The organism is Planctomycetia bacterium (assembly GCA_034440135.1).
Lineage (GTDB): Bacteria > Planctomycetota > Planctomycetia > Pirellulales > JALHLM01 > JALHLM01.
The window spans coordinates 1-13,747 of record JAWXBP010000435.1; the positions used below are offsets into that span (position 1 = coordinate 1).

The window sequence follows — 13,747 nt, forward strand, 5'->3', positions numbered from 1 at the left end:
ACATGGCGTCGAGCTGTTCGAGCGACGGCACCTATTCGTTGACGGTCACGTTCGACATCGGCACTGATTTGGATCAGGCGCAAATCCTCGTGCAGAACCGCATCGCGGTGGCCGAGCCGCAGTTGCCGGAAGAAGTCCGCCGGCAAGGCGTGATCTGCAAAAAGCAATCGACGAACATGACGATCGTCGTCACGCTGCTCTCCGAAGAAGGCAAGTTCGACAGTCTCTTCTTGTCGAACTACGCGAATCTTTACATGCGGGATGAATTGAGCCGCGTCGAAGGCGTTGGCGATGTCATCATCTTCGGCGGCAATAATTACAGCATGCGGATCTGGCTCGATCCGGAAAAGCTCAAAGCCCGCAACTTGACGACGCAAGACGTGATGGCGGCGATCCAGGAACAAAACGTACAGGTCGCCGCTGGCCAGGTCGGTCAGTCGCCCGCGCCGAATGGGCAGAATTTCCAGTACATCGTCACCGCCTTGGGCCGGTTGAGCGATCCGGAGCAGTTCAATCGGATCGTCGTCAAAGCCGGCGACGAAGGGCGCGTGACCTACCTGGAAGACGTCGCGCGCGTGGAACTGGGCGCGCAGACCTACGATCAGTTCGCCCTCAAGAACGGCCATCAAGCGGCCAGCTTGGGCGTCTTTCAACTGCCGGGATCGAATACCATCGAGGTTGCCGATGGCGTGCGTCGAGCCGTGGAGCGAATGGGCGAGAAGTTTCCTGAGGGGATGCAGTACTCGTTTCCGGTCGACACCACGAAGTTCGTTAAGGAGGCGATTCGCGCGGTTTACGTGACGCTGATCGAAGCCGGCGTGTTGGTGTTGATCGTGATCTTGGTGTTCCTGCAAGACTGGCGCGCCGTGTTGGTGCCGGCGACAACTGTGCCCGTGACGATTATCGGCGCCTTCGCGGCGATGTTTGCCCTTGGTTTCTCGGTGAACATGCTCACGCTGTTCGGGCTGGTGCTGGCGATCGGCATCGTGGTCGACGACGCGATCGTGATCGTCGAGGCCGCGGCGCACAACATTGAGCGCGGGCAAACGCCCCGGCAAGCCACGATACGGGCGATGGAATTGGTGTTGGGCCCGATCATCGGCATCACGCTCGTGTTGATGGCGGTGTTTTTGCCGACGGCATTCCTGGGCGGCATCACCGGGCAACTTTATCGGCAATTCGCACTCACCATCGCGGCCACGGCGCTGATCAGCGCGGTCAACGCCGTGACGCTCAAGCCGGCGCAGTGCGCGGTGTACCTGCGCAAGCCGAAGGAAAAGAAAAACTGGTTCTACCGGGGCTTCAACTACGTCTACAACAAGGTCGAGCACGCCTATACCGTCATCATCCGCAAGCTCTTGCATTGGAGTTGGGCGATGATGGCCGTGTTCGTCGCGCTGATTGCGCTCACCGCCTGGTGGTACAACCGCGTGCCGACGGGTTTCTTGCCGGTCGAAGATCAAGGGTACTTCATCGTCTCCGTGCAGTTGCCGGACGCCGCTTCGCAGGAACGCACGCGCGAAGTCGTCGATCAGATTCATAACATCCTGTTGAAGCAACCGGGCGTCACCGATTGGTTCGTCATCGGCGGCTTCTCCTTCGTGGAAGGAAGCGCCGCTTCGAACGTAGCGAACGTCTTCGTCGCCTTTGACACTTGGGACAATCGCAAGGACCCGTCCCTGAGTCAAATGGGCATCATCGGCAGTCTGCAAGGACAGTTCTCGCAGATCAAGGAAGCCATGATCTTCAGCTTCCCGCCGCCGTCCATTCCGGGGCTCGGCGTGCGGAGCGGGTTCGAGATGCAGCTTCAAGACCGCGCCGATGTCGGCCTGACGGAACTGAGCCAATCGTTGCATCGCATTTTGCAGGCCGGTGGCAGCCAATCCGGCTTGTCGAGCTTGAATTCGATGTTTCGTTCCGGCGTGCCGCAAGTGTATGTGGATGTCGATCGCGTGAAAGTGAAAACGCTCGACGTCCCGCTCACCAATGTGTTCGGCACGTTGCAGGCTTACTTGGGTTCGGCTTACGTCAACGACTTCAACAAGTTCGGGCGGACATTCCAGGTCCGCGTTCAGGCCGATCAAGCGTTCCGGCTGCGACCGGAAGATATCGAGCGGCTCGAAGTGCGCAATTCGGCCGGCGAGATGATTCCCCTGGGCAGCGTCGTCAAGGTGCGGCGCGTGTTCGGGCCGCAAGTGATTTCCCGTTACAACCTGTATCCGTCCGCGTTGATCTCCGGCGCTCCCTCGCCAGGTTTCAGCTCCGGCGAGGCGATTCGGTTACTGGAGCAGATCGCCGATAAGGAGCTCCCCGCCAGCCTGGGTTACGAGTGGACGGGCATCTCGTATCAGGAGAAGAAGGTCGGCAACGAAGTGTTCCTGATCTTCGGCTTTGCTGTGATCATGGTTTATCTCGTGCTAGCCGCGCAATACGAAAGCTGGATTACGCCCGCGGCGGTGATTCTGGTTGTGCCCCTAGGCTTGCTTGGCTCCATTGCCGCGGTTTCGTTGCGCGGCATGGACAACAATATGTACACGCAGATCGGCATGGTGTTGATCATCGCCTTGGCGAGCAAGAACGCGATCCTGATCGTCGAATACGCCCGCGAGCTGCGGCTGGAAGGGCGCAGCATCTACGATGCCGCCGTCGAAGCGGCCCGCTTGCGCTTTCGGCCGATTCTGATGACCTCCTTCGCGTTCATCCTCGGCGTGGCGCCGCTGGTGGTGGCCGAAGGCGCCGGCGCGGCCGGGCAACAGGCCCTCGGCACCGCGGTGTTCGGCGGCATGATCGCCTCGACGATGCTGGCAGTGTTCTTCGTGCCGGTCTTCTTCCAGTTTTGCCAGCGGATCAACGAATGGTGGCGCCCAGTCCGCCGCGCGCCGGTCGACCATGTGCAGTTGCACGGCGAGGAAGCCGAACCAACTACCACTGAGTTGGTGACGGCGTAGTTGGCGCCAAAACGCCGGGGCGATTCGCGCCGCACGGCTTGCCACACGCCGTTTGAGAAGCGTCGATGGCGTCTCGGATCGCTTGACACCCTGCGGAATTCCTGTAACTTATGTGGTTTCCCTGCCGGGGGAAGGCGGTTCGCTTTTTCGACCGGGGATTGCCGCGCGGACTGGATCGCGTGTGCTAAGTGCCTGCCGTACCTTGAGATAGCTCGATGCCGACAATTAACCAATTGATCCGCCGCAGTCGTCGCCCGCCGCGGAAATTCAGCAAAGCGCCTGTGTTGGACAAGTGCCCGCAAAAGCGCGGCGTGTGCCTCCAGGTGAAGACCATGACGCCGAAGAAGCCGAACTCGGCTCTGCGGAAGATCGCCCGCGTGCGGCTTTCTAACGGCAAGGAAGTCACGGTCTATATCCCAGGCGAAGGCCACTCGCTGCAGGAACACAGCATCGTGCTGGTCCGCGGCGGCCGTGTCCGTGACTTGCCGGGCGTCCGTTACCACATCATCCGCGGCGCGCTGGACTGCCTCGGCGTCAACGGCCGCAAGCAATCCCGCAGCTTGTACGGGGCGAAGAAGGGTTAGGAGAATGATGATTGCAGAATGATGAATGATGAATGTGGATCCGATCGGACTCATGTTTCAAATCAGTCGTCTTTCCGCCCAATTCATCGTTCGTCGTTCAACATTCATCATTTTTTGAGTTCCCATGCCTCGCATTACCGCCAGTCGTAAGCAGCTTGTGCCGGATTCCGTTTACGGGTCGCTGCTGGTGAGCAAGTTCGTCAACTCCCTGATGTGGTCGGGCAAGAAGAGCACGGCCCAGGCTGTGGTCTACGGCGCCATGGACATCATCAAGGAGAAGCTGCCGGACGTCGATCCGCTGGAAGTCTTCACCCGGGGCGTCGAGAACGTCCGTCCCGAGGTGGAAGTCCGATCCCGCCGGGTCGGTGGCGCCGCGTACCAGGTGCCGATGCAGGTGAACCGCACGCGGCAACAGTCGCTGGCGATTCGCTGGATTCTGCAGTCGGTCCGCGAAAAGAAGGGGCGTGCCACGCACCTCAAGCTGGCTGACGAGTTGATCGCCGCCTACAAACGAGAAGGCGCCGCCTACACCAAGCGCGAAAACGTTCACCGCATGGCCGACGCCAACAAGGCGTTCGCGCACTTCGCCTGGTAGTTTGAAACAGCTCGAGGCCGCGCAGGAACACCGCTTCCCGCGCGGCCTTTTTCATGCGCGGTCGTTCACTTAAGATTTCACTACGGAGGCACGGAGAACACGGAGGGGGGAGGGGAAGAGATGATGAGTTTGACGTTTTCAGTGTTCAGTTGTCAGTGAAGAGTCCGCGTCACACTACTGAAAACTGAACACTTCAAACTTCCTCCCCTCCGTGTTCTCCGTGCCCTCCGTGGTGAATCCCTCGAAAAAAGCGTGTTCCTATGCCTCGCGACTTGCATTCCATTCGTAATATCGGCGTGATCGCCCACATCGACGCCGGGAAGACGACCGTGACTGAGCGGATGCTCTTCTTTTCCGGCATGCTGCATCGCATGGGGGACGTCGATAAAGGGACGACGGAAACCGATTTCGACGAGGAAGAGCAGCAGCGCGGCATCACAATCTATTCCGCTTGCGTGACGTTTCAGTGGCGCGACGTGACGATCAATCTGATCGATACGCCGGGGCACGTTGACTTCACCGCCGAAGTGGAGCGCAGCCTGCGCGTGTTGGACGGCGGTGTCGTCGTGTTCAGTGCGCGCGAAGGGGTCGAAGCGCAGAGCGAAACCGTTTGGCGTCAGGCCGACAAGTATCACGTGCCGCGCGTAGCGTTCATCAACAAAATGGATCGCGAAGGCGCCGACTTCGAAGGGACGCTGTCGGAGATTCGCCGACGGCTCGGCTCGAATCCCATCGCGATTCAAATCCCGCTCGGCGCCGGCCCGCCGCACACGCCGGGCGCGTTTCGCGGCGTGATCGATCTGATCGAGATGAAGTTGATGTCGTTCATTGGCGGGCGGGATAAAGCCCAGGCGACGGTGAATCTCGCGGAGATCCCGGACGATGCGCGCGATCTCGCCGAGATGTGGCGCGGGCAGATGCTGGAGCAGCTCTACGATTACAGCAATGAATTGATGGAGCTGGCGCTGGCCGAGGAGCCTATTCCCACCCAACTCATTCGCGACGTGCTGCGCAGGGCCACGGTGCATAACCTGGCGGTACCGCTCTTGTGCGGATCGGCGCTCGATTGTATTGGCGTGCAGCCGCTCTTGGACGCCGTGCAGGACTTTTTGCCCAGCCCGGCCGACAAGCCGCCCGTGGAAGGCATCAATCCCAAGAAGAAGGACGCCAAGGAGATCCGCAAACCGGATCCCAAGGAACCGTTCTGCGGGCTGGTGTTCAAGATTCTGGCCGAGAAACACGGCGACCTGGCGATCGTCCGCGTGTATTCGGGCACGCTCAAGTCGAGCACCCGCGTCTACAACGCCGGCAAGGATAAGAAAGAAAACGCCGCGCAACTCTGGCACATTCACGCCAGCCGCAAAGAGCAGGTGGAGCAGGTCGAAGCCGGCGACATCATCGGCATCATCGGCATCCGCAACTCCATCACCGGCGATACGCTTTGCGATTCGCAGAGCCCGATCGTGCTGGAATCGATCGTCTTCCCGGAGACCGTGATCTCGATGGCGATTGAGCCGGAGACGAGCGCGGAGCGCAAGAAGCTGGCCGAGACGTTGGAGATGCTCAAGCGACAAGACCCGACGTTCCGCGCTCAAGAGAGCGAGGAAACAGGCCAAACCTTGATCTCCGGCATGGGCGAGTTGCATTTGGAAGTGATTAAGCACCGTCTGTTGCGCGACTTCAATCTCAACGTGAAGGTCCACAAGCCGCGCGTGAGCTACCGCGAAACGATCGAGCGCTCCGTGGAAGCCGAAGGCGAATGCCGACGGCAGATCGCCGGGCAGCAGACATTTGCAAAAGTGCGTATCCGGCTGGAGCCCTTCGACGGGCCGCAGCCAATCACGGTGCTCGACGCCGCTGGCGCAACCTTGCCGGGCAGTTTCTCGCAAGCGGCGCTCGAAACGCTGCAGCAGCAAATCACCGGTTTGCTCGGCTTCCCGCTGATGAAAGTGAAGATCACGCTGCTGGGCGGTGAGACGCACGAGACGGAATCCACGGAGATCGCTTTCCGCGTCGCCGCGGCGGACGCCTTCGATCAGGCCCTGCGCGCCGCGGGCATGGTACTGCTCGAGCCGATCATGAAGCTGGAAATCACCACGCCGGACGAATACTTCGGCGACTTCATCAGTGACCTGCAACAGCGCCGCGGGATCATCACCCAGACGTTCCATCGCGGCCAGAACACGATCATCGAAGCCGAGGCGCCGCTGGCGAATCTGTTCGGCTACTCCGGCGCGATGCGGGGACTGAGCCAAGGCCGCGCGTCCAGCTCGATGGAACCGGCGGCCTACGGCCCGGCGCCTCAGGACGTGTTGCGCGGGTTTGTGGATTAGGGGTTTGAAGTTTTAAGTGATCAGTTTTCAGTGGCATGGCGGCAATTTCTACTTCCGCTTCCGATGCGCGAAGTCTCTCCACTTCCCCTTGTCCCTTTTCTGGCAAGGGCTTACCATACGGGCTTGATTTTTGGTCGGTCGGCCCGGTTCGCGTGTGGCGGGCGGGCCGCTTCTGTTCGCCCATGGCGTTTTCGGGGGCGTGGATGTTCTCATCGTTCGGCAGTTTTTCCGCCTCGTTGGCGGCGGCGCTATTATCTCAGGCGCCTGCTGCACCTGACGGGGGGGCCGCCGCGCCTGCTCAGGCGCCGTCGATCATCGATAGTCTCGGCATGCTGCCGATTCTCGTCGTGATTACGGCGCTGTTCTATTTCATGCTGATTCGCCCGCAGCGACGCGAACAGGCGACGCGGCAATCTATGCTCGACCAGCTCAAGAAAAATGACCGCGTCGTGACGTCCGGCGGACTTTACGGCGTGGTGGTCAATGTGCATCAAGGGGCCGACGAAGTTACGTTGCGCGTCGACGAGACTTCGAATACCCGGGTCAAAGTAACCCGCAGTTCGATCGTCCGCGTGCTCGGAGACGAGGCGGTCGAGTCGACGGAATCCAAAGAAACCAAATAGTCTGGCGGAAGTGACGATATGTGGGCAAATCTTGGTTGGCCGCTGCTGGCGCAGGCCGCGCGGATGAGTGACTCGCTGGGTTCGTATGGCCGCGCCGCGGTGACCCTGGCGGTGTTGATCCTCCCCTGGGTGATCGGCGTCTGGCTGGCGAAGTTCCTTCGCACGCCGGACTACGGGCGTCGCCTGGGCGTGATCCTGTTCGCGCTGATCGTCGGCCTCGCCGTGAACGTCCTCAAGTGGCCGCCGCGATACGGCGTCGACTTGAGCGGCGGCGTGAACCTGATTTACGAGGTTGACGACTCGCAACGTTCGGCGGAAGACGGCCCCGTGCCGATGGACCAGTTGATCGCCGCCGTCACGAAGCGCGTGAATCCCGGCGGATTGAAGGAAGTTGTCGTGCGCCCTTACGGCGAGCGGCAAGTGGAAATCATCATTCCGAAGGTGGAATCCGACGAAGCGGAGCGGATCAAGGAGCATATCAGCCGGAGCGGCTCGCTGGAATTTCGCATCCTGGCGAGCAATAGCACTGACCGAGACCTGGTGGGCGGCGCGATGGCGACGCCGGGACGCGAAGTGCGGCTTGGCGACGAAGTGGTCGCACGCTGGGTGCCGTTGGGGGCGAACGAGGAGGCGCAGGAACTGGCCAGTTCGAGCGAGTCGATCGTGCGCGACAGCACGCGCGGCGGGAAGCCGATCAAGGAAATCCTGGTCTTGGTCGACCGTCACAATGTGTCAGGGCAATATCTAAGCCGCGCCACGGTGGGCCCGGACAACGACACCGGAAACTTCGCCGTCGATTTCCAGTTCAATTCCACTGGCGCGCAGCTTTTTAGCCAATTGACCTCGGAAAACCTGCCGGATCGGGCTACCAATCGGTCCAAGAATCTGGCGGTGATTTTGGACGGTGAAATCTTCACGGCGCCGAGCATCAGGACCGTGATTTCGGACCGCGGGCAGATCACCAGCCCGAGCTACATCGACCGCGCCCCGGTGCAGGCCCTGGTCGACGTGCTGAACGCGGGCAGCTTGCCGGCGGCGCTCAAGAAAGACCCCGTTAGTCAGCGGACGACCGGTCCGTTGCTCGGCGAAGATTCGATCGAAAAAGGCAAGCTGTCGATCGTGGTTTCCACGGCGGCAGTGTTGGTCTTCATGCTCGTGTACTATCGCTTCGCGGGCCTGATCGCCTGTGCGGCGCTCGTGATGAACGTGCTTTTGACCGTCGGCGCGATGACCATGTTCAACGCCGCGTTCACTTTGCCCGGCCTGGCCGGTTTGGTGCTGACCGTCGGCATGGCCGTCGACGCGAACGTGCTGATCTACGAACGCATGCGGGAAGAGCAGGCCCGTGGGGCCACGATGAAGATGGCCATTCGCAACGGCTTCGATCGGGCGTTCTCGGCGATTTTCGACTCCAACGTTACGACCTTGATCACGGCCGTGATTTTGTTCTTCATCGGCACCGATCAGGTGAAGGGCTTTGCTACTACGCTGTTTATCGGCGTGGCGATGAGCATGTTTACCGCGATCTTCTGTGCCCGGGTGGCAATGGAAATCGCCGAACGGAAAAAGTGGATCACGAAATTGCACCTGACGCAGTTGATCGGACATACGAACTTCGATTTCGTGGCCTGGATGCGTCCGGCCATGATCTTGTCGGCGCTCTTAATCGGCGCCGGACTGGTGACCGTCGTCAGCCGCGGCAAGGGACTGTTGGACATCGACTTTACCGGCGGCGTGTCGGTCGAAGCCGTGTTCGACGAACCGGTCGCGGACGGCGAGACGCCGGTGCGCAAAGCGGTCTCCAGCGAATTGCCGGAGGACGTCCGCAAACAGGTCCGCGAGATGCTCGTGGCCACGCAATCCACGGAGTTGAAGGAAGAGATCCAACGAGAACTGGTCGGCTCGCAGCCGGCGGTGGATGCCGTGACGCCGGAGATTCAAAAGCAGATCGACGCGACCTTCGAGCAACGCTTGGACGAATTGACAACCCTGCCGGACGTGGCGGTCAGTTCGGTGCAAATCACCGGCGAACCGGAATATAAGCGATTCCTGATCGATACTTCCAATCCGAACATCGAAGCGGTCGAAGCGATTTTGTCGCTCCTCTTCAAAGACATGAAGCTTGCGCGAAACTCGGTGGAGATCGGCGAAGTGGCGATGATCACGCCGTCGGCCGCTCCCGCCGTGACGCCGCCGCCCGTCATCACTGCGCCCGTGACTTCGACGACGCCCCCGGCCCCGCCGACCGAGGCTTCGACAGACACGTCCAGCGACGCAACTCCCGGCGGCGCTTGTGGCGTGGTCTACCAAGACGCCCAGCCGGAAACCGGCGGCGCTACTGAAGCAACCACTTCGCCGCCCGTTGCGACGGAAACGCCGGCATCTGATGTGACAGCTCCAGCGGTAACGGAAGCAGCCCCGGCGCCAACGACTTCGGCGCCAGTGCCGCCGACGACTGAAACTCCCTCGCCCGCACAGATCAGTCCACTGGCTACGCCGGCTCCGGCCGGCAGCCGCTTCGATGGCGGCACGCGGACGACGCTCAAATTTTCGCAACGATTGAGCCAGGCGAACTTGGAAAAACGCTTCCGCGAGGCCGCGGAAGCTCTGGGCGTCGGCGACGTGCCCTTCGAAGCCACTAACGCGGAGCAAGACGCCGGGGCCACGCAAGCCTTCAAGGAATGGAACGTGCGCGTGGCGCTCGCGCCCGAGCAGGCGAGCGCGGTGTTCGCGAAGTTGAAGGTAGAATTGGAATCGGAGCCTTACTTCCCGTCGTCAAGCGCCATCGGCGGTCAGGTTGCCGCGAACACGCAGTGGTCGGCAATCTACGCGTTGCTCGCCAGCATCGTGGCGATCGCTATTTATCTTTGGGTACGCTTCCAACGCCTGGTTTACGGCGTGGCGGCGGTAATCGCCTTGATTCACGACGTCCTCGTGGCTCTGGTGGCGTTGGGCGCCAGTTATTATCTGGCCGATTCACTGGCGTTCCTTGGCGTGCAGCAATTCAAGATCAACCTGCCCATCATCGCCGCGTTCTTGACGATCATCGGGTTTTCGATCAACGATACGATCGTGATCTTCGACCGGATGCGCGAAGTCAAAGGCAAGAGCCCCAAGCTCACGGCCGACATGATCAATCTGAGCTTGAACCAAACCTTGAGCCGCACGATCTTGACGTCGTTAACGGTGTTCATCACCGTGATGATCATGTACGCCTTAGGCGGCCAGGGCATTCACGGCTTCGCCTTCTGTATGCTCGTTGGCGTGCTCTCAGGTACTTACAGCACGGTGTTCATCGCCGCGCCGTTGGTGCTCTGGATCGGCGCCGCCCAGGATGTCGACTCCGGTCGCGTGAAGCAAGAGACAGCCGTGGCGGCATCAACGCGGCGCTGAGGCTTCGCCGTGGGATGCGTTAAGGGGCTCGTCCAGCATACATTCGGTTTGTGGCAGGTGCGTGGCGCGAGCGTCTGCTCGAACCCTGGGCGGCACACGCTCCAGCACGTCGAGCAGGAAGTCAGCGGCCGCAATCAGCCTGGCTGCGCCGACGAACCGCAGACCTGGGGTGCGATCGCGTAAGGCTGGTCGGATTGCGCATCGCATCGCCTACCTGGCGCTTGCCGAAAATTGGCTGCCTTGCCGAGCGGTTGCTTTTCATACAAATAAAAAAGCGCTGTTGGGACTGTGAGCCCAACAGCGCTCCAAGTGATTGCGCTAAGTATTGTTCGGACCTCGATGTGCCTGAGGCGACTAACGACGGCGACGGGCCATCCCCAGCGCCGCTAGACCGACCCCCAGCAAAGCCCAGCTTCCTGGCTCGGGCACCGCGTTCGCCCCCGGCGAACCGGCGCCGAAGTTGTTGCGGACGTTGTTCAGGTCCGTGATGTCGACGTCGTTGTCGCCGTCCGTATCGCCCAAACCAATTCCGGCAAAGTTGTTGCGGACGTTGTTGAGATCGATGATGTTCACGAAGCCGTCGTCGTTGGTGTCGCCGAGCGGACCCGTGCCGACATCGAACGCGCCGTATTCCACGATGCCGGTATACGGCGTGCCGTCGGCGAACGTAAAGCGGACTTCCAGGTCGCGCTCGCCGCCGACGGTAAACGCATTCCCGATCTCGTAGGCCTTGTTGGCGTTAAAGACTGAACCGCCGGTCGGGTCCGTATCCGAAAACAATTCGCTCAGCCGATCAGTCTGCGGATTGGCCTCCGCCCAGGTGCCGACATTCTGTTCGTCCAGACTCTCCCAACCGGCCGGGTTCAGCGAACCGGACGCCGAGCTGATCGTGTAGAAGTCGATTTCCACGGTGGAAGCTGACTGATTCTGGATGGCGGCGGCGCCGGTGGCCGGGTCCACCAGCAACACAATGTTGTTGTGCGGGCCGGTGTACTCCACGATCCCAGCTTTCGATTCACCATCAGGCGTGAAGTAGCGGAACTGCAAGTCGCGCGTTTCCGGCACGCCAAAGGCTCCGGTTTGCCCGACATACGGAGTGCCGATCGAGAGCGGCTGGCCGCCCACCGTGATCGAAAGCGGCGCAATGTCCGGATCCGGCAACAACTCGCTCAGCCGTTGCGCGTCGACATTCGCCTCTGACCATCCTGCGGGGGAATTCTTGTCATCGAGGCTGCTCCAACCGGCGACGTTCAGTTGGCCAGTACCGGAGCCGATCGTATATCCGTCGATCACAATTGCCGGGCCGATCACGTTCGAGATCGACGCGGCGCCTGTGCGCCGATTGACGCTCAGGATGAGCGCATTGTCGTACTCCACCGAGACATCGCCCGAAGCTTGATCGAACGTCGAGCGAATCACCGCGCCCCGCGGCATGTCGGGCGCGTCGATCGTCGAGAATTGCCCAAACAATTGATTCGCCGGCGCGTCGATGATCTTCCAGCTTTGCCCGATCGTGGGATTGAAGCTGTCGAATCCGACCGACAGATTGCCTCCGATGAACGCGGCGTCGCTGACACTGATCGGGGTGTTGTTCGCTCCGGTAAAGCGCTGCGACAGTGTGCCGCCGTTGATATTGAGTTTGTCAGTCGTCAGCTTGCCGTTGCCGACAATCGTCAGCCGGCCAGTGCCGCCCAAGCGCGTGGCTCCGAGTCCCTGAAAGGTGCTCGGGGGCGCTTCGGTCACGACGAGTGAGCCGCCGTTCCGGATTTCCAGCCCGCCGTTGTTGAGCAACAATCCGTCGATCGGAAACAGCGCCGTGTTGCTCAGCGTGGCCGTCCCGCCGTTACCGATCAACGCGACATCCTCAGCGAAGCCGTCGCCGGGAACAACGTTCATCGGGTCTTCCGGAGTGCCAAATACCCAATTCGGCGCCACGTTCCAATCGGCCGGTCCTGGCACGTTGAAACGGATTGTGGGCTCCTGCGCCGCCGCTGGCGCCGCGAGCGCACCGGTCATGGCCAGACAATATCCAATTCTGCGCATCATGTTGGTAACTCCTCAATTTGAAATGATCGGATTTTGAGGAGTTACGACTGACGACGCTTGACGAGCGCCGCGGCGCCGAGCACGGCGCCGGCCAACAAGGCCAACGACGACGGTTCGGGTACGGCAGCCGGTCCGCCGCCGCCGTAGGCGTTCTTCCAAAGACGGAAGTCGAGTTCATTCACGAAGCCATCCTGATTGACGTCTCCTTCTTCGAGCGTGTTGCCTTCGTAGAAGTTCTGGCGGATGACGTCGAAGTCGGTGAGCGTGACCAGATTGTCGCCGTTGACGTCTCCCTCGACGTTGACGGGCGTGATCACGCTAATGTTGTCCAACGCCCACCACCAATCGTTGTCCGCCGTCACGTATCCGAAGCGGACCAACATCGATCCGCCGGTTGGGTTGGCGACCGGCAACACAATGGCCTCATTCGCGCGGGACAGCGAGCTGTTGCCCCCGGCACTCGCCGTGTTCAGGGTCAAGAGGTTGGTGAACGTGGCGCCGCTGTTGAACGACACCTCGACCAATCCTGTCATCTCGGCATAGGGGCGGAAGCTGGAGTCGAATTTCAGCGTCACCGTGTTGGCGCCCACGCCCGCCAAGGGAATCGGTCGCGTGGTCAGGAAGACGTTCATTGCATCACCGCCAACAGTGACGCGATCCGAATATTGATCGCCGTCGGCGACCAGCACCGTGCCATGGGCGCCGACGCCGCCTCTAGCGAACTGGTCGCGAGCTTGGCCGGCCTCCGCCACCCACGAGTCGACGTCCATGGCTTGGAAGCCGAAGTATTCGGGGGTCTCCGGCGTGGGGGGCGGCGTGGTCGAATTGTCACGCACCCAGCCGACGGGCAGATCCGTCGTGAAATCGGTTCTGTCGCCGCCTGCGCGGGAAACGAAAGGAATCAGCGTCAAGTCTTCGAAGCTCTCGACCAGCAAGGTCGCCGCGTCGGCGGCGCCAGCGAACATCATGCCGCCAGCCAAGATGGCGGCACCGGCGCCCACGACTTTCGTCGTCCGAGCCTGGCCGAGCCGAGCGGCGAGCCGGGCGGGCCAATTCCTGATGACCATGGATGTATTCTCCCAAGTAGGTGAGTTTGCTGACGGGGAATCTGAACCTGGCGGTCGCAGGACGATATGGGCCATCCCGGCCACGGCGCTGCGCGCGGCAGGACCATCATTATTCACTAACTAACGCCGATCGCGATGAGCGCCAAGCTAGAATCGCG

9 protein-coding genes are annotated in these 13,747 nt (G+C 61.1%); 7 read left to right on the top strand and 2 right to left on the bottom strand.

The features are described from left to right. The 7 genes from SGJ19_25115 to SGJ19_25145 form a co-directional block, all read left to right on the top strand. Positions 1–2,948 (top strand): efflux RND transporter permease subunit (locus SGJ19_25115; protein ID MDZ4783541.1); only part of this gene is annotated, 2,948 nt, incomplete at its 5' end. 215 nt (positions 2,949–3,163) lie between these two features. Next, a complete protein-coding gene (gene rpsL, locus SGJ19_25120; GenBank protein ID MDZ4783542.1) occupies positions 3,164–3,532 on the top strand; it encodes a 30S ribosomal protein S12 in 369 nt (122 codons plus the stop codon). 124 nt (positions 3,533–3,656) lie between these two features. Then, entirely contained in the window at positions 3,657–4,127 is a 471-nt protein-coding gene (gene rpsG / locus SGJ19_25125; GenBank protein ID MDZ4783543.1) for a 30S ribosomal protein S7, read from the top strand. A 260-nt stretch (positions 4,128–4,387) separates the two neighbouring features. Then, the gene (gene fusA, locus SGJ19_25130; protein ID MDZ4783544.1) at positions 4,388–6,460 is read left to right on the top strand and encodes an elongation factor G; all 2,073 of its coding nucleotides are present in this window, start codon (positions 4,388–4,390) and stop codon (positions 6,458–6,460) included. Positions 6,461–6,642: 182 nt separating this feature from the next. Further along, the gene (gene yajC, locus SGJ19_25135; protein MDZ4783545.1) at positions 6,643–7,083 is read left to right on the top strand and encodes a preprotein translocase subunit YajC; all 441 of its coding nucleotides are present in this window, start codon (positions 6,643–6,645) and stop codon (positions 7,081–7,083) included. Positions 7,084–7,101: 18 nt separating this feature from the next. Beyond that, positions 7,102–10,476 carry a protein translocase subunit SecD gene (secD, locus tag SGJ19_25140; protein MDZ4783546.1) on the top strand — a complete coding sequence of 1,125 codons (3,375 nt, stop codon included), beginning with the start codon at positions 7,102–7,104 and terminating at the stop codon, positions 10,474–10,476. A 9-nt stretch (positions 10,477–10,485) separates the two neighbouring features. Further along, a complete protein-coding gene (locus tag SGJ19_25145) occupies positions 10,486–10,659 on the top strand; it encodes a hypothetical protein (protein MDZ4783547.1) in 174 nt (57 codons plus the stop codon). A gap of 171 nt (positions 10,660–10,830) precedes the next feature. Here the strand turns inward: SGJ19_25145 and SGJ19_25150 are convergent, their stop codons facing one another. Together SGJ19_25150 and SGJ19_25155 are read right to left on the bottom strand one after the other, a co-directional pair. Continuing rightward, positions 10,831–12,522, bottom strand: coding sequence for a PEP-CTERM sorting domain-containing protein (locus tag SGJ19_25150; GenBank protein ID MDZ4783548.1), 1,692 nt, complete (start codon positions 12,520–12,522; stop codon positions 10,831–10,833). 41 nt (positions 12,523–12,563) lie between these two features. Further along, complete coding sequence (locus tag SGJ19_25155; protein ID MDZ4783549.1) at positions 12,564–13,589, bottom strand: dockerin type I domain-containing protein; 1,026 nt, start codon at positions 13,587–13,589, stop codon at positions 12,564–12,566. Positions 13,590–13,747: the final 158 nt, after the last annotated feature.